The organism is Gimesia chilikensis, assembly GCF_008329715.1.
Lineage (GTDB): Bacteria > Planctomycetota > Planctomycetia > Planctomycetales > Planctomycetaceae > Gimesia > Gimesia chilikensis.
Genome location: NZ_VTSR01000017.1, coordinates 129,047 through 146,959 on the forward strand (window position 1 = coordinate 129,047; position 17,913 = coordinate 146,959).

13 protein-coding genes are annotated in these 17,913 nt (G+C 53.9%); 6 read left to right on the forward strand and 7 right to left on the reverse strand.

Translation table 11 applies throughout. The features are described 5' to 3' along the window. The first annotated feature begins 114 nt into the window (after positions 1-114). A complete protein-coding gene (locus tag FYZ48_RS20745; RefSeq protein WP_187782143.1) occupies positions 115-789 on the forward strand; it encodes a class I SAM-dependent methyltransferase family protein in 675 nt (224 codons plus the stop codon). Positions 790-824: 35 nt separating this feature from the next. Here FYZ48_RS20745 and FYZ48_RS20750 read toward each other — a convergent pair whose 3' ends face one another. The 4 genes from FYZ48_RS20750 to FYZ48_RS20765 all read right to left on the reverse strand — a co-directional run bounded on the left by FYZ48_RS20750 (position 825) and on the right by FYZ48_RS20765 (position 6,348). Then, positions 825-2,270 carry an FAD/NAD(P)-binding protein gene (locus FYZ48_RS20750; protein ID WP_149343914.1) on the reverse strand — a complete coding sequence of 482 codons (1,446 nt, stop codon included), beginning with the start codon at positions 2,268-2,270 and terminating at the stop codon, positions 825-827. 177 nt (positions 2,271-2,447) lie between these two features. Then, positions 2,448-2,858, reverse strand: coding sequence for an acyl-CoA thioester hydrolase YciA (gene yciA / locus FYZ48_RS20755; protein WP_149343916.1), 411 nt, complete (start codon positions 2,856-2,858; stop codon positions 2,448-2,450). A 69-nt stretch (positions 2,859-2,927) separates the two neighbouring features. Continuing rightward, positions 2,928-4,622, reverse strand: a complete 1,695-nt coding sequence (locus FYZ48_RS20760; RefSeq protein WP_149343918.1) for an alpha-keto acid decarboxylase family protein — start codon at positions 4,620-4,622, stop codon at positions 2,928-2,930. 46 nt (positions 4,623-4,668) lie between these two features. Continuing rightward, entirely contained in the window at positions 4,669-6,348 is a 1,680-nt protein-coding gene (locus FYZ48_RS20765; protein WP_149343920.1) for an NAD-dependent malic enzyme, read from the reverse strand. A 315-nt stretch (positions 6,349-6,663) separates the two neighbouring features. Here FYZ48_RS20765 and FYZ48_RS20770 point away from each other — a divergent pair, with 315 nt between their 5' ends. From FYZ48_RS20770 to FYZ48_RS20790, 5 genes are all read left to right on the forward strand, one after another. Continuing rightward, positions 6,664-7,560, forward strand: a complete 897-nt coding sequence (locus tag FYZ48_RS20770; protein ID WP_149343922.1) for a carbon-nitrogen hydrolase — start codon at positions 6,664-6,666, stop codon at positions 7,558-7,560. Further along, on the forward strand, positions 7,557-8,609 hold the full coding sequence (locus tag FYZ48_RS20775; protein WP_149343924.1) for an agmatine deiminase family protein: 1,053 nt from the start codon (positions 7,557-7,559) through the stop codon (positions 8,607-8,609). Before FYZ48_RS20770 ends, FYZ48_RS20775 begins: the two co-directional genes overlap by 4 nt. Before the next feature lie 149 nt (positions 8,610-8,758). Further along, complete coding sequence (locus FYZ48_RS20780) at positions 8,759-10,864, forward strand: acetylxylan esterase (RefSeq protein ID WP_149343926.1); 2,106 nt, start codon at positions 8,759-8,761, stop codon at positions 10,862-10,864. Between the two features lie 161 nt (positions 10,865-11,025). Continuing rightward, on the forward strand, positions 11,026-13,347 hold the full coding sequence (locus FYZ48_RS20785; protein ID WP_149343928.1) for an alkaline phosphatase D family protein: 2,322 nt from the start codon (positions 11,026-11,028) through the stop codon (positions 13,345-13,347). A 62-nt stretch (positions 13,348-13,409) separates the two neighbouring features. Then, entirely contained in the window at positions 13,410-14,738 is a 1,329-nt protein-coding gene (locus FYZ48_RS20790; protein WP_149343931.1) for a Trx7/PDZ domain-containing (seleno)protein, read from the forward strand. Positions 14,739-14,747: 9 nt separating this feature from the next. On the opposite strand, the gene FYZ48_RS20795 is transcribed toward FYZ48_RS20790, so the two are convergent. The 3 genes from FYZ48_RS20795 to FYZ48_RS20805 all read right to left on the reverse strand — a co-directional run bounded on the left by FYZ48_RS20795 (position 14,748) and on the right by FYZ48_RS20805 (position 17,841). After that, positions 14,748-15,647, reverse strand: a complete 900-nt coding sequence (locus FYZ48_RS20795) for a metallophosphoesterase family protein (protein WP_149343933.1) — start codon at positions 15,645-15,647, stop codon at positions 14,748-14,750. A 98-nt stretch (positions 15,648-15,745) separates the two neighbouring features. Further along, positions 15,746-16,384, reverse strand: a complete 639-nt coding sequence (locus FYZ48_RS20800) for a DUF502 domain-containing protein (protein ID WP_149343935.1) — start codon at positions 16,382-16,384, stop codon at positions 15,746-15,748. Positions 16,385-16,458: 74 nt separating this feature from the next. Continuing rightward, complete coding sequence (locus FYZ48_RS20805) at positions 16,459-17,841, reverse strand: sulfatase family protein (protein ID WP_149343937.1); 1,383 nt, start codon at positions 17,839-17,841, stop codon at positions 16,459-16,461. Between the last annotated feature and the right edge of the window lie 72 nt (positions 17,842-17,913).

A 17,913-nucleotide genomic window follows, 5' to 3' on the forward strand; every position in this document is an offset into this window, starting at 1 on the left:
ATCAATCCTTACAAAAATTATCTGATCCCTGCCAGTTGGCTCAAAAGATTACTCCAGTCGAGTCAGAGCGAGTTGCTTGCAGAGACCTTTCGCCGCCCGGGTGGATGGAGGGCTATGGAAATCCTGTACCGGAAAGATGCACCAGTCGACCTGCTGGATCGACAGGCGATCCTGGATAATCCCATTTCCAGAGCTTCGCGGAATCGATTGCAGACGGTAACCCAAATCCTGATCGATCTGATTCAGACTCGTCAGTCGGACGGGCCCGTCGTTCTGATGGGCGTCGGTGCTGGCCCGGGTCGTCATGTGCAGACCGCGATTTCCCGATTGCAGTTAAGCGCAGATGAAGTCCACGCCCACCTAATCGACCTGGACGACGATGCCTTCGAATACGGACAACAACTGGCAGAACAACTCGGAATTTCAGACTGTATCAGCTTCCTGCAGGGGGACGCACGCGAGATTCAGACGGTATTACCCGATGTCAAACCGAATATCGTCAAACTGATCGGTCTCATCGAATACTTGAATGACCAGCAGTTACACGAATTGTTGTCCGCCCTGCATACAATCATGGTCCCGGGAGGAAACCTGGTCACGCATGGGATTCTCGATCCCTGGCATGGTGCTCCCTCTCTCAAACGAATCTTCAAACTACAGCACATCAGACGCTCCGCCGATGATGTAAGACAGATGCTGGAAACCGTCGGATTTCGCGTCATCGACCAGGTAACCGAACCGATGGGAATCTATCCGATTGTGACCGCAGTGAAACCGATGATAGAGTAAGTTTGTAGATTGTGAGCATGGTCGTCGCTAACGTCTCAAATGTAATATTCGATGACGTGTTCCTCTTCGACAGACATCCGGTAATCATGTCCCGGCGTGACCAGAGCAACATCATCCAGCAGCAACTGCGCGACACGCATCGCCTGACCGCGCAGTTCCGGAACGGCGGTGGTCTCCCAGAGAGTCCCCTTCATCAACGGTCCCACAGCGAACAGGAACTCAGAAGGATTTCCTTCTGCATCAATCACCGCGAAATCGGCACCGACATCGATTCCCATATCCAGTTCGTCTGGTCGGATGAGTCCCCGCTTGAGCAGATTCTGGAACAGCGGCACACTGGTGCCGGAAAAACCACAATTGGGTCCGGTGCAATTAATGACCAGTCCCCCCTCAAGTGACTGTGTTAAACCGGCTTTGTTCTGCACATCCACCACGACCTGATCATTCTGAGACGTGACTCCCGTGATTCTGCCCCGTACCACTTTGAGGCGTCCTTCGGTAATCGCTTCCGTTACTCGCTGATGGATGGGCTGGGCAATCCGATGTCTGATCACATTCCAGCGGGCGGCATAGCGTTTGAGAAATTCCTGTTTTTCTTTGAGGTCAAACTGCTGCCAGATCCGCTGCGTGTGGGGCCGCAGTCGATCGACGACGATGCCAGGGTTCTCACCAATCCGCTGCAGCTGTCGACAATGTTTTTCCAGTAACTGCACCAGGTTTTCGAGGCCCAGGCTCTCCGGTTCCTCCGGCAGGAAGTCAGGATATTCAATGCCCCGGAAATGAGCTTGTGGAATCATGCCGTTATGCGACACTGCGATCATATTACCTTCCCAGCCCAGTTCACTGAGCGTGAGAAAGACGTCGATCATCGACAATCCGGTGCCGAGCACAATGATGTCCTGTTCGGAATCCGGAATCTTTTCCATCCAGTTTCCCCATGGGTCTGCGCAATAGGCGGGATGCGCAAAATCTTCACCAGCCAGTGAAGAGGGGGGCTGATTCCCTGTCGCCAGCAGCACGCGATCTGCTTCCAGTGTAGAACCATCACGGAGTGTGATCTCTGCACTCCCGTCAAAACTGTAATCTATGTCGACGGCTTCATTTTCGATGACGCGGATTTCCGCCGGGTGATGTGAGTCGATCGGCTGCATGTAATTCGCGAGGATACTTCGCAGATAATCGCCATAGATCCGTCGGGGGACATAAGTCTCACGCAGTTGCGGATCGGGCAGGTCACTGTAATCGACGCGAGTGCGTAACCAGTCCAGAAAGTGATTGGCATGGTCGGGAACCGCAGACATGTTGCGAGCGGCGACATTCAACAGATGTTCTTCCCGTTTCGTGCCATAAGCGACGCCACGTCCCAATGGATAGCGGTCGTTGATCAGTTGAATGCAGAGCGGGCCGTCACTCAATCGTGCCAGATTCACCGCTGCCATGGTTCCGCTGAATCCGCCTCCAATAATCGCCACTGTCTTCATGAGAGTCCGGTCCTTTCGCACACCGCGTCGACCGGGGTAGAAAGGTCCCGGTTGTGAGTGTGTCACTCAGAATATTTGCTGATGGAATGACTGCGATCTGACTCAGAGAGTCTCCTGAATTGTACCCGGATCGCATCACCAGCAACAGACAACGGCCCATAAACGGTCCGGTCTCAATCAGCAGTCTTGCCGAACGATGGGCGTTTTATGCCCCTGATCATCAATGGCCACGTAGGTAAAGGCGGCTTCGGTCACTTTGAAACGGGGGCAGTCGGACGCTTCGTGCCGCAGCACTGGCTGGACCCAGACCTCCAGTGAGAGGGTAATCGATGTTGTCCCAATCCGATCAACCTGGCCAAAACAGCAGACAACATCTCCCACCTTGACCGGGCGAATGAACTTCATCGACTCCACGGCAATCGTGACGGTGCGTGTGCCGGCAATCTCTTTCGAGAGAATCCCTCCGGCAATATCCATCTGCGACATGATCCAGCCTCCGAAGATGTCTCCGTTGGCATTCGTATCCGCCGGCATGGCAAGCGTACGTAGTATCAGTTTTCCTTCCGGCAGGTCACAGAACTCTTCCATGGTTGTCGTTCCTGTTTCTCTGTTGTCGGTGATGGACTCGTCTCCCTGATACAACGAATGTGTATCAGCTCAGTTCACACGTGGAGGTCGACCATTGTTCTTGGCTACATGACTGCCCCAGACCAGCAGATTTTTACTGCAGTCATCGCGGTCGATCAGAACTTCAATAAAAGCAGGACCATTATGCGACTTGGCCGTTTTGATCGCCTCATCCAGTTCGCCTTCGGTCGCGGCCTTGCCACTCCAACCATTTCCGTCCGCAGCATTGAAAACATGAACCAGATCGGCGTAGTTCCAGTTTTTGATATTGTTATACGGTCCGTCGTGAATTTCGACTTCGATGGTGTAGCCGCCATTGTTGATCAGGAAGATGATCGGATTCAGGTTGTACCGGATGATGGTTGAAATTTCCTGCGCAGTCAGCTGAAACGAGCCATCGCCGATCAATGCAATGGGCCGTCGTTCCGGCGCCCCGATACAGTATCCCAGCAGCGCTCCCACAGACCAGCCGATGGAACCGTATTGCATCTGGATTTCAAATCGGGATCCGGTCGGCAGATTGAGCTGCATACCGTTGAACCAGGAATCTCCCGTTTCTGCAATGACGGCTGAATCTGCCGTCAGCATCTGTTGGACACGCGAAACCAGCTGTCGAGTCGAGAGAGGCGTCTCGGGGGCACCAGCAGATAGTGCAGGCGGATCTTCCTGAATGCGTTTATAAGCGACCATGGAAGCATCGTTGGCTTTGATGCGGGGAGCCAGTTGCTCGAGGAACTCGGACAGTTTCACATTGCTGAAAGTCTGATTCGGGCAGACCACGCTGTTGGGACGTGCCTGAATGACTTTACCCGGATCTACCAGTGCGGCGTGCCCCGTTGTCGTGTAATCGGTGAAGGTCGGACCGGCGAACAGGCAGAGATCTGAAGAATCGACGATTTCTCCACAACCGGGTGAACCGACGGGGCCCCAGTAAATGCCCATGTAATTCGGATGTTGTTCGTCAAAAAAGCCCTTGGCATTGGGCATACTGGCAATCGCGTAACCCGAGGCATCAGCCAGCTTGTGAAAATTTTCCTCGGCTCCAAAGGAGCGGAGCTTGACACCTGAGACCAGAACGGGCTTGGCTGCGTTGTTGAGCAGATTCGCTACATGATCGACGGCCGCCTGGAGCGAGACAGGGTCGCTGGCGGTTGGACCTCCAAAGGAACGAACATTTGGTTTGGATGTGACTGCATCCGCAATATTGCAGGCGATTTCAATGTAAACCGGCTTACGAAACCGCAGGGCGGTCTGAATCGCGTGGTCGATTTTTACAGGAGCTTCATGAGGATCGCGGATCGTGACCGCTTCCGCGGTTACTTTGGAAAAAATATCACGCTGGTAATCGTAATCCAGTTTCCCCAGGGTGTGATGCAGCATTTCGAATTCGGCTTCGGAATTCGTATTAGGGCCGCCGGAAACAGCGATGACGGGCAGGTCTTCCGCATAGGCTCCGGCAACAGCATTGAGCAGGCTCAGACCACCGACACTATAGGTCACGAAGACGGCACTGGCACCACCGGTGGCCCGGGCATATCCATCTGCTGCATAGCCTGCGTTCAATTCATTACAGCAGGAGATCATCTGCAGATTCCTATTCTCCAGAATCCGGTCCAGCAGAACCAGGTTATAGTCTCCCGGGACGGCGAAGTAATGCTTCAAGCCGATTTCTTCGAGACGGTCAGCCAGATAAGAACCGACGGTGGTGGTACAATGGTCAGTCATGAGTATTCCTTACAGACAAAAAATGCTGGCGAGACGATCAGTCGAATTAGAGAGACTTGTATTCGGGTTTCCACATGGTTTCTTCAATCCGCTGATCGATTTCTTCTGCGGTCATGGAATCTGCGACTTCCGCATCAATGGCTGCCTGTGCGACAGCCCGGGCAATCGATCGACCCACGTCGCGGATAATCGTCAGAGAAGGGAGTAGCGAAGCCGTCGGATCCTTGAGGGCCGGAGAGGCCTCTTTCAAGGCAAACGCCGCCGCCATGAACATGGAATCGGTAACCCGGCGCGCCCGGGAAGCCCGAATCCCCAGTCCCATCGCAGGGAAGATGTAACTGTTATTACACTGGGCAATGATATGTGTCACGCCATTATATTCCACTGGATCGAAAGGGCTGCCGGTGGCGATGACGGCTTTGCCGTCCGTCCATTTCAACAGGTCTTCTGGTGTCGCTTCGGCCCGAGAAGTCGGATTCGAAAGCGGAAAGATAACGGGATGCTCTTCGTGGCTGGCCATTTCCCGGATAATCTCTTCGGTAAATGCGCCCGTCTGTCCCGTGGCGCCGACCAGGACGCCTGGTTTTGCATTGCGGACGACATCCGCGAAAGAGATCGCACCACTCACATCGCAGTCCCAGCCCTGGAGGTTCTCTGTTGACTGTGCGAGTTGCTGGTGCAGTTCATCCAGATCGGTTCTACCGAAATGCAAAAGTCCATCGCGGTCGATCACATAAAACCGGGCCTTTGCTTCATCCTCACTCAGACCGGATTGTAGCATCGCCTGTTTCAACTGCAGGCAGATGCCCACTCCCGCGGAACCGGCCCCCAGCATGACGATGTTCTGGTCGGTGAGTTTTCCGCCGGCTGCTTCAATCGCAGCGAGAATGGTACCTGTTGTGACCGCGGCAGTACCCTGGATGTCATCGTTAAAGGTACACAGGTCGTCCCGATATTTATCCAGAATCCGCTCAGCATCGACTGAGGCGAAATCTTCCCACTGCAGGAGTACATCCGGAAACCGTTTTTTGACGGCCTGGACGAACTGATCGATAAAGGCATCGTATTCCGCCCCCTTAATGCGGTGTTCCCGCCAGCCGACGTAGCGAGGGTCTTCGAGGCGTTCTTCGTTGTTCGTTCCCAGATCGAGTAGAATCGGGAGTGTCTTGGACGGATCAATCCCGCCACAGAGGGTATAAAGTGAAAGTTTACCGATGGGAATTCCCATCCCGCCGGCCCCCTGGTCGCCCAGTCCCAGGATGCGTTCCCCATCGGTCACCACGATGACTTCAATATCCCGTTCGATGTTTTCCAGGATCTCGTCCATCTGATCACGTTCGGGATAAGAAATGAAAATCCCGCGGGGACGACGATAAATATGGCTGAACCGTTCACACGCCAGGCCCACCACAGGTGTATAAACGATGGGCATCATCTCGGTGATATGCTCCAGCAGCAGCCGGTAGTACAGGGTCTCGTTCTCATCCTGCAGCTGTCTCAGGAAAATATGTTTGTCGATATCGTTCTGAAAATCGCAAAAGGCTTCGTAGGAGCGTTCAACCTGTTCCTCAAGCGTGTCGATATGGGGTGGCAGGAGGCCCACCAGGCCGAACTGGCTGCGTTCTTTTTCGCTGAAGGCGGTCCCCTTATTCAGGAGGGGATCCTCAATCAGCAGATGTCCCCGTTTCTGTATCGAAAATTCTTCGGTTGACCGTCCTGAGTTCATGGTGAGAATTGCCCTAAAAAGAAGGATCGCGAGTGGATGAGGAGAAACGGGCGTGCCGCCTCTGGCATTCGCCGGCGACAGGCATAGAATACTGGAAACAGAGCCAATCTGTCGATGTTACTCTCAGGAAACTGCCCGGATTCCTGAAACCTTCGCGCAGAGTAATCATCCCCCTGCAAATTGCCGGCAAACGTTCTAAGTTTAGCATCCACTCCTTGCAACTCGGAAACAGATATCGTAAATATCCACATGGCCCGGTTCCGATTGACCGGATTTTAAGTTTTCTGCTTTTCATTTCCTGGATAAGTTTGTCTTATGGTCCGTCGCTTCCAACTTGCACTGGTGCAGGTCTCACTAAATGGCACTCCGGATGAAAACCTGACGAAATGTCTGGACTGGGTCCGTACCGCCGCTGGAGAAGGGGGACAGGTCATCTGTCTGCCGGAACTTTACAGCTCATTCTATTTCTGTCAGAAGGAAACCACGGAGTACTTCAAGTTCGCCGAGCCCCTGTATGGTCCCTCCTTCACGGCCTTCAGCAACCTGGCTAAAGAACTGGGTGTCGTGATTGTTGTGCCTTTCTTCGAGAAACGGACTGAAGGGCTGTATCACAACAGCGCCTACGTCATCGACGCCGACGGCAGTGAAGCCGGTCTGTATCGCAAGATGCACATTCCCGACGATCCCTGCTTCTACGAAAAATTCTATTTCACGCCCGGCGACCTCGGTTTCAAAGCAATCCCCACCCGCTTTGGGAAAATCGGGACACTGATCTGCTGGGACCAGTGGTTCCCCGAAGGGGCCCGGATCACGGCACTCTCCGGGGCGAATGTGCTGATTTATCCAACCGCCATCGGCTGGCATCCCCACGAAAAAGAAGAATACGGTCCCAAGCAGCATGATTCCTGGATGACAATTCAGCGGAGCCACGCGATCGCCAACGGGACGTTTGTGGCTGCAGTCAACCGCGTTGGCTTCGAACAGCCGGAACCGGAACAGGCGGGCCTCGAATTCTGGGGCTCCTCATTTATCTGTGGGCCCCAGGGAGAAATTATCGTCCAGGCATCAGAGGACCAGGAAGAAATTCTGATTGCTGAGGTCGATCTGGATCAGACCGCTGAAGTTCGCCAGAACTGGCCCTTCCTGCGTGACCGGCGGATTGACGCGTATGGCAATATTCTGAAACTCTATCATGACGATGCCACTCCATGAGCGAGATCACCCGCAGACTGCCCGCCGAATGGGAACCACACCAGGCCACGCTGCTCTGCTTTCCGCATAATGGCAATGACTGGCCAGGGAAGTACGAAGTCATCCAATGGGCGTTCATCGAAATCATCCGCAAAGTGGCCGAGTATGAGCGCGTGCTGCTGGTTGTGAAAAATGAGTCGCTGCAGAAGAAAGTCCATTCGATGCTGCAGCAGGCACACGCGAATACGAAGCAGGTCAAATTTATCCTGCAGAATACGAACCGCAGTTGGATGCGAGATTCGGGACCAATTGTCGTGCAGCGGAGTGACGGCAAACGCGAGGCACTGCAGTTTCGCTTTAACGGCTGGGCCAAGTATCCCAATCATCGCCTGGACTGGCAGATACCCTCTGCAGTCGCGGAGTCATTAAAACTTCCCTTGACTAAGGTCACATGCGAGGGGCGTCCCGTAGTCCTGGAGGGGGGAGCGATCGAAGTCAACGGACGGGGCACCCTGATCACAACCGAGGAATGTCTGCTCGACCAGAAAACCCAGGTGCGTAATCCCGGCTTCTCAAAAGAAGACTACTCCGCCGTCTTCGCAGAATATCTGGGTGTTTCTAATGTCATCTGGCTCGGGGACGGCATCGAAGGAGACGACACGCACGGACACGTGGATGACATCTGCCGGTTTGTGAATCCCACCACTGTCGTTGCTTGTGTGGAGCCGAACACCAAAGATGTCAATCATCGTCGTCAGGCGCAGAATCGGGAGCGTTTAAAGAGTGCGCGTCTGGAAGATGGCAGCAAGCTCAAAGTGGTAGAAATGCCCATGCCGGGTCGTCTCGACTTTGAGGATTTACGATTACCCGCCAGCTACGTCAATTTTCTGGTCACCAATGGCTGCGTGCTGATGCCGACGTTCAACGATCCGAACGACGCCTGGGCCCTGGGAATTCTGAGCGAGCTTTATCCGGACCGCCAGGTGATTGGCATTCATGCGGTCGATCTGGTCTGGGGCCTGGGAACGCTCCATTGCCTGAGTCATGAGATTGCCGCAGCAGCGAAATAATCTCAAATCCTGCCTGACCTCGCAGGATTCGATTGAGTCTGCTGTTCAACACAGGTATCATATTTAATATTGTTTATTTATCCGCCGGTCGCCGTTTCTGCAGCGACTTTTGATACCTGCCCGAACTCCTGCTGCCGAGGTCTTCTACCATGAAATGCCTGCTGTCACTGTTCGCTTGTGTTTTCACTCTGAGTAGCACGCTGCTCGTCTATTCTGCGGAAGACCTTACTGTCCTGCCACCGCTGACAGAAGAAGCGGCCGATTCCGGCCTGGTGTACCAGGCTCTGCAAAAACGGGCACATGAGGCATTCGCGAAACGCAAAGAGGTTTATGAAAACATTAAAACGCCGGAGGATTGTGAAGCCTACCAGAAGCGGATGAAAGACTTCTTCCAAACACAGATTGGCGGGTTTCCGGAACGGACGCCGCTGAATCCCCGTGTGATCGGGAAACTGAAAGGGGAGGGTTTTCGAGTCGAGAATGTGATTTACGAAAGCTGGCCCGGGCATCATGTGACCGCCAACCTGTATCTGCCCACCACGCCGCCCCCTTATCCGGGCGTGCTGGTCCCCTGTGGACACAGCCACAACGGAAAAGCATCAGACGGTTACCAGCGGGCCTGCATGCTGCTGGCGAAAAACGGAATGGCAGCACTCTGCTACGATCCGATCGGGCAGGGGGAACGGTATCAGGTCTTGTCTGAGCAACCCAATGAATTCTTCAAAGGAGGCAGTCGCTATCGTCCGCCTCATCCACAGGTACAGTATTACTGCACGGCAGAGCATACGCTGATGACGGTCAGCTCGATTCCGCTGGGCAGCAACTCCGCCCGCTATCGCATCTGGGACGGCATGCGAAGTATTGACTACCTGGTCAGTCGCCCGGAGATCGATGCCAGCCGAATCGGCTGTACAGGGAACTCAGGCGGGGGCACACTGACGAGTTACATCATGGCCCTGGACGAACGGGTGCAGGCGGCAGCACCGGTCTGCTACTCGACCATGTACCGTTACCTGATCGACTTCAATGGTCCCCAGGATGGCGAGCAGAATATCTTCGGACAGTTAGCTTACGGCATGGACATCGCCGATTACACTTTGATGCGGGCCCCCAAACCAACGCTGATCTGTGCCGGCACACATGACTCGACGTTCAAAATTGATGGTACGTGGGAACTGTTCCGCGAAGCCAAACGGTTCTATACACGCATGGGTTATGCGGAGCGGGTGGATATCATCGAAGCCGACGCCCCGCATGGTTTCACTATCAAGCTGCGGGAAGGTTCTGCACGCTGGATGAACCGCTGGCTGATGCACAAGGAAAACGCGATCTTTGAAGGGGATCTGCCCGTGTTTACCGATGAGGAACTGCAATGTTCTCAGTCGGGGCAGATACTACTCGATGCTGGAGAGCGTTCGCTGTTTGAAATCAATGATGGGCTGAATCAGCAGTTCGCGAAAGAACGGACGGAACTCTGGAACAGCGGCGATCTCGACACACTGCGCGATCAGGTGCGTGAAGTGAGCGGAATCAAACGACTGGAGACACTGCCCCGCCCAACATCCCAAACATTCGGCTCTATTGAGCGACCGGGTTACAAGATCACAAAGCTGATCCTGAAACCAGATCACGGTCTCCCACTGCCCGCGCTGCTGTTTGAACCGGAAACCCCCACCGGCAGACGGACCCTCTACCTGCATGGTGAGGGCAAGCAGGTGGACGCTGCAGCAGGAGGACCGATTGAACAACGGGTCAAACAGGGCGAGACCGTGCTGGCAGTGGATATACGCGCGATCGGAGAGACTTCACGCAAGAACAATCGGAAGATCGGCTGGTCACATGGCCTGCTGGGCCCCAACTATCACGAATGGGCGGTGGCCTACCTGCTGGGTGAATCGATGGTCAAACTGCGGGCAGAAGACATCCTGGTCGCGGCCCGGTTCCTGTCAGAATATGGTTCGAGTGATAAACCAGAACAGGTTGAACTGGTCGCGATCGGAGAAACGGGGATTCCCGCGCTGCATGCCGCGGCTCTGGAACCACAACTCTTTTCAGAAGTCGATCTGAGCCAGATGATTTCCTCCTGGGGGGAAGTTGTGAAAACACCGGAAAGCCAGAATCAGCTGATCAATACGGTGCATGGCTCACTCAAGGTCTACGACCTGCCGAACCTGATCACCCTGGTAGGGGAAGAACGGGTTAAGATCTCCCAGCCGGCGGATGTCAAAGCGGGTCTGGCCACCCGAGAGCCTTAAACTGAACAGGCATTTCTTAACAAGTTTAAACAGCGCGATCTTCTTTGAACCACGCTGGACAAAGCCTGCTGCGCCCTTAATAATGACAGATCTGGACTTCATTTACGACATTTCATCTCCGCCGGTTCGCACGGCGGTTTGTGCTCGACAGGAGACAATTAATGCAATCACTGACCCGACGGATGGCGCTGAAACTGTTTGCCCTGGGGACGACATTTTTCGGTTTCAAAAAAACAACAGCATTAACCGCAGCAGAGTCAGAGAGTGCCGCTCCTGTCATTGGCCGCTGGAAGAAAACAAATGATCGGGTCTGGCTGGGAGAAGAATTCTGGGCCAATCCAATGGAAGACTGGCGAATCATTGATGGGGCCGCAGAGTGCATGTCAACGGGCGGCAGTCGCAATATTCAGTTGCTGACTCATCAACTGACGAATCCCAAAGCGTCGTTTACCATGTCCGTCCATGTCAGTCAGGTAGAAGTCAAACAGCAGGACGGCGGCGTCGGTTTCCGCATCGGGGTGAAGAGTGACATTAACGAATACCGCAGCAACTGTTTCGCGAAGAGCGGAATCAAAGCGGGGGTCGTCAACGGCAAACTGATCCTGGGTAATAAAGAACAGAAACTCAAGCAGCAGGTCAACCTGAAAGACTGCGTGTTGACTGTGATTGGTAAACCCGAGGGCGAAAAGTATTCTCTGACCCTGATGGTCAGCGGCTCTGAATCAGACAAGCCACTGGATACGATTTCGCACACCTTCCCTCCCCAGGCAGTGCTGGGCAACGTCGCGGTCGTCAGCAATTTTGATCCTCGTTTCAAACGCATGATCGGTGCACGTTACCGCTTCAGCGACTGGACCGTGACAGGTGATGCATTTTCTGTCTCCGTCGATCACAAATTTGGTCCCATCTTATGGTCGCAGTATTCGCTCAGTGATTCGCGCAGCGACGATGGCTTCGTGATGAAGATGACTGCTCTAACAGGTCCACTGGGGGAGCAGGATAACAAAGAAGTGCTACTGTTCATCAAGAAGGGAAACGAATGGAAACCGGCGGGATCGGCTGAACTGGATACTGATGCCTGGACAGCCACATTTCGGATTCCCAACTGGGACGAAAAAGAGGAAACGCCTTTTAAACTGGTCTATCAGGAGAAATTGAAAGATGGTACCGAGATCAATGCAGATCGAACGGGTATCATTCGCGCCAATCCTGTCGGACGTCCGCTCAAACTGGGCGCACTGACCTGCCAGAAAGATTACGGATTCCCGTATGAGCCGGTAGCGAACAATCTGCTGAAAGTCGATCCGGACCTGCTCTATTTCTCAGGCGATCAGTTATATGAAGATCATGGTGGCTTTGGCCTGATCCGTGAACCTGCGGAGCCGGCGATTCTGAATTATCTACGTAAATTCTACATGCATGGCTGGGCCTTTGGTGAAGCGATGCGTGACCGTCCTGTCATCTGTCTGCCCGACGATCATGACGTCTTCCAGGGAAATATCTGGGGGGAAGGCGGGATGAAAATGAAGGAAGGGACCACGTCTTCCAATGGCGGTTATCGGGAACCGGCGCGGATGGTGAATGTCGTTCACAAAACGTGTACCGCCCATCATCCCGATTACGCCGACCCGACGCCCTGCAAGCAGAATATCAGCGTTTACTATGGAGATATGGTTTATGGCGGCGTTGGTTTTGCCATTGTTGCCGACCGGCAGTTTAAGAGTGGCCCTGAACATGTTGAAACAGGCAGCGGCCGGGCCGACCATGTGACCGATGCCAACTTCGATACATCCAAACTGGATAAACCCGACCTGGTACTGCTGGGCGAGCGTCAGGAAAAATTCCTGGAACGCTGGTGCGATGACTGGCGGGGCCACAACCTCAAAGTGCTGTTCAGCCAGACCGTGTTTGCTGGCGTGGCGACCCACCATGGTGGTTACGATGGTTACCTCAAAGCCGACCTCGATTGTGGCAGCTGGCCTCAGACGGCCCGCAACCGGGCTGTGCGTATTATCCGTAAGGGGATGCCGCTGCATATCAACGGCGATCAGCATCTGACCACATTGTCCCAATATGGAGCCGACGAGCAGCGCGACAGCTGCTGGTCTTTCTGTACTCCCGCGATTTCCGCAGGTTACCCCCGCTGGTGGCGTCCAGATGAAGTCGGCATGCAGCATGAGAATCGCCCGAAACATGGTCTGCCCAATACGGGTGAATATGTAGACGGGTTTGGCAACAAGGTGTATGTCTACGCCGTCGGTAATCCGGAACCGGCCAGTGAGAAAAACCGCTACGATCTGGCACATCAGAAAGGCAGCGGCTTTGGTCTGGTGTTGATCGACCCCAAAGAAAAAACGTATACGCTGCACTCCTATCGTTTCCTGGTAGATGCGACCGACGGGAAAGCATCCAATGAATTTCCCGGCTGGCCCGTTACCATTCACCAGAAAGAAAATGGAGGCGAAACCAAACTGATCAGCTGAGACACTTTTTAACGTCAATACATCTGACATACTCCCACCCGCCGGTTTATGGAGACAGTACTATGCTGAGGAACGTTTGCGTCTGTGTACTTTGTGTGTTGACTTTCAGTTCGCTTCTTCAGGCCCAGACGCGCGAAGAAAAAGTGCGTCGGGATCGCGAGAAAGTGGAAGCCTCGGGCTACTGGATCTATAACGATCTGGAACGGGGATTCCAGCAGGCACGTGAGACAAAACGCCCCATGCTGGTTGTCCTGCGGTGTATCCCCTGTGAAGAGTGTGTCAAACTGGATGAGGAGCTGATGGAGAAAGATCCTCAGCTGAAGCCTCTGATGGATCAGTTTGTGCGGGTGCGGCAGATCTCGACTAATGGACTGGACCTGTCCCTGTTTCAATATGACTACGATCAGTCGTTTGCAGTGTTTCTGCTGAATGCAGATCGTACGATTTATGGACGATTTGGTACACGGTCGCACCATACGCTCTGGTCTGAAGATGTGTCGATCGAGGGGCTGGCCAAGGCAATGCAGGGGGCACTGGAACTGCATGCGAAATATGACTCAGTGAAAGGTTCCCTGGCCGCCAAGCAGGGTCCCAAACCTGATGTCCCTTCCCCAGAAAAGTATCCGCTGCTGGAAGGACGTTACCGGTCGCAGATTAACGAGAAAAAAGAAGTTGTCAAAAGCTGCATCCACTGTCATCAGGTCGGGGACGCCCAGCGAGACTTTTATCTACGACAGGGAAAGCCTCTGCCGGAACGAATCCTGTTTCAGTATCCGCATCCTAAAATCCTGGGTCTGATTCTGGACCCGACTGAAAAAGCGACGGTGAAAGAGGTCAAACCGGATTCCATTGCTGCGAAATCGGGATTTCAGCCTGGTGATGAGTTACTGGTGCTGGCTGGTCAACCCTTGCTCTCGATCGCAGACATCCAGTGGATCCTGCATCGCGCAGAGAGCCAGGATGAGTTGACGGCAGAGATCAAACGTGACGGTAACATACAACACCTGACGCTCGACTTACCCAGCGGCTGGAAACGAGCCGATGATTTGTCGTGGCGGGTGAGTAGTTGGCCAATGCGGCGGATGGTGCTGGGAGGGGCGATCCTGGAAGAAACAACTCCCCAAGAACGAACCGCAGCCGGACTGCCTGCGAAGGCACCGATGGCACTGCGAATTCGGGGGCTGGGCAAATATGGTCTGCATGCCACCGCCCGGCGACGGGGCTTTCAGGAGGGAGATATCATCACAGGCTTTGACGGTCAAACCAACCTGGCCCGTGAGACCGATCTGTTAGCCTATGGAGTTAATGCCCATCAACCGGGAGAGACGGTAAACGTCACTGTCTTCCGGGGCGGGAAACAGCTTAAGCTGAGTCTGCCCCGTCAGGAGTGAACGGTTCGCTTAACGCCAGGTGAGTGTCTGGCTCTGGTGATTCCAGGGATGTTGATCGTCGGTAGTACGGGTGGTGAGAGTGATGCCCGTGGGGCTCAGTTTCGCGATCGTCCAGCCGGTCGTGGAAGCTTTGGGATTTCCGACATAAGAGGTCGCTGGAGTATTGATGATGTGAATCCCTTTGTGCTCGGCATTACTGCGATGGTGAATGTGCCCGTGGATGTAAGCTTTGACCTGTTTACGCGGTGCCAGGATTTCCCAGAGTTCGACCGAATCAGTTAAGCCACCCGGGAAGTGATTGGGATCGCCTCCCAGTCGGGGATTATGGTGCGTCATGATGATGGCCGGCTTATCGGCGTGGGCATCGAGGGCTTTCGCCAGCCAGGTTCGTTGTTCAGTGCCCAGTGTTCCCTGAGTGACCATGGTTTTGTGCAGCGAATCGAGCAGAAAGAAGTTTGCGTGCGGTGTCTGTACCACGGAAATATGCTTCGATTTGACCGGCGGTGTTTCTGGCTGTTCTTCCTGCATGACGCTGTAGAACACATCGCGTTCGTCATGGTTCCCCAGGGTCAGATGCATGTCGATTTTTGCCTCCTGCAGGGGGCGAATCAGTTTCGCCAGATGACGGTAATCACCGGGCTGACCATCCCGCAGTGCCAGGTCTCCGTTGATGAGGACGCAGGCGGGCTTCTCTTCAAGATTCACCAGTTCACTCACTACTTTGCGGAGATGAGTGGGTACAGGAGAATTCTCCGGGTGCTTCTCGCCGATATGGGTGTCATTGAGCAGGTAGATGATGTCTGACTGCTGTGAGTCTTTGGCAAAGGCACCAGCAGAATAAGTGAGGAAACCGGCTCCGAGGGTAAACAGGAACTGGCGACGGTTCTGGGCGGGCAGATGCACGGGCATGGGAAATACTCCCTGATAGATCGAGTTTAGAGGCAGGAACGAAGTGGTAGAGCTATTATCCTACTCGACCCCTGAACCAGACGAAACCGAAACCTGAATTAATTTTCCGTGAGTGGTTGGGGAGGCTGTTCCAGAAAATGCAGCGACTCCCGCCCCATCCGCTCGCAGATCCCCAACGCTTCGGAGAAGGGAATGTCGAGTCGTTCGACCCGGTCTGGTGACATGAAAATCACATTCCCCGTCCAGGGATCGGGGGAACCGGGCAGGAAGATGGAAACGAGTGAACCTTCCGTACGTTCGGCTTCGAAAGCCAGCCGGGTGACATCGTCAAAGCGGACCAGAACCGGAATCAACTCCGGTTTATTATGCTCGCCTCCAATACTGCCTTTGAGCTGCTCACGATAGATGGCATATCGGGGGAAGAGAATGATCAGATTCTTTTCCATGAACCTGGACAGTTTTTGTCCGATGGACCAGCGGGCAATCATCCCTGCTAAGAAACACATCAGCACGACAATCGCAATCGACAATGCTAACAAGAGTGCTACGTCAGCAGGTTTGTCAGTGTCGATGTAACTGGAATTGGACAGCACCTTGGCGATCGCCAGCACGATGGGAGCAATCTCCCCCACCAGTATTCCGATGACGATCAGGGGCAACAGAAAGATCAGCCCCCCGATGGCGGTGGTTTTCAGAAAACCAAAACTCTTTTTAACGTGTTTGACATGCTGTTCCATGAAAAGGATCTCGTCTCTGTAGATTCTGCGATGTAACTCAGACTGGGGAATGCTTGATACTTAAGGCTCGATGATTACTCGCGGGAGTGTGCCTGACGTGAGAGCTGTTTGGCAAGTTCATCTCGACGCTGCTGGAGTGCCTGATATTTTTCCGGCTCTGTTTTGATCAGGTTCTGTTTTTCATGGGGATCTGTTTTCAGGTCGAATAGAAATTCTGCCCCCTGGGCGTCCTGCAGGTATTTCCAGTCTCCCTGACGGACAGCGGTCCAGCGGCCTCGATCCAGTTCCTTATGAGGCCCCAACTGCCAATAGAATTCCCGGGAGCCAACTGGTTTCTGTTCTGTCAGTAGTGTCGAAATATCACGACCGTCCAGAGTCAGGCCGCTGGTATCTATATCAGCGAATCGGCAGATGGTGGGGAACAGGTCGAGCGCCCAGGTGACTTCACTGGTTTCAGTTCCCGCTTTAATCTTGCCGGGCCAGCGCATGATAAAGGGCACACGAATGCCCCCTTCAAACAAAGTGGCCTTGCCCCCTCGAAACGGCTGATTACTGCCGCCATAAACGTAGTCGCCACCGTGATCGGTCATGAAAATCACTACTGTATTTTCATCCAAACCGTTATTCTTCAGGGTCGACATGACACGACCGATGCCATCATCGAGGGCGACCGTCATGGCGGCAAATTCGCGGCGGACTTTGTCTTTAATGAAGGAGACCCGTTTCAGGTCATCCCCACGCGGCTGCATGATGTTTACCGGTTCTTGAGCTTTGGGAGACCAGCCTTTGCCGAAGTGAGGCGCATTATACGCCAGGAACAGGAAGAACGGTTTCTCTGCCGTCCGCTGGTCTTTCAGAAAGTGTTCTGCTTCTTCGGTAATCAGATCGGTGGCGTACCCGTTCTCAATCACATGTTGACGATTGTGATACCAGTCAGGAATGTTTCCATAGGTCATTGTGAAGTAATCGATACAACCTCCGGTATGGCCGCGAAAGAGATCAAAACCGTGTGAGACCGGGAGGAAGGATTCGGTGCCGTGCCCCAGATGCCACTTACCGAGCAGGGCGGTCTGGTATCCATTCTGCTGCAGGACTTCTGCGATGGTAGTCTCGCCCGGCTGGATGCCCCGATTCTGATCGACGTCACTCATGAACATCAAAGCGCCGAGCAGTTGATCGCGTGAGCGACTCGGATTGCGTCCCGTCAGCAGTCCAAACCGGGAGGGCGTACAAATTGCGGAGGCAGAGTAGTATTGCCGAAACAGCAGCCCCTCTTTTGCCAGGTGATCGATGTTCGGCGTCGGAATCTCGCTGCCATAACAGCCGACATCATGGATTCCCTGATCATCGGTAAAGATAATCAGAAAGTTCGGCTGCTCGGCTGCAGCTAGAGGCTTTACAAGCGTGATCAGCAACAGAAAGCAGATGAGGTACCAGCGCAGGTGTTGTCGTTGCATCGTATTCTTACCAGAGTGAGTTTATTCGGGCAGCGAAACAGGGAGGGAGATTCTCCCTGTATGATTAACTCA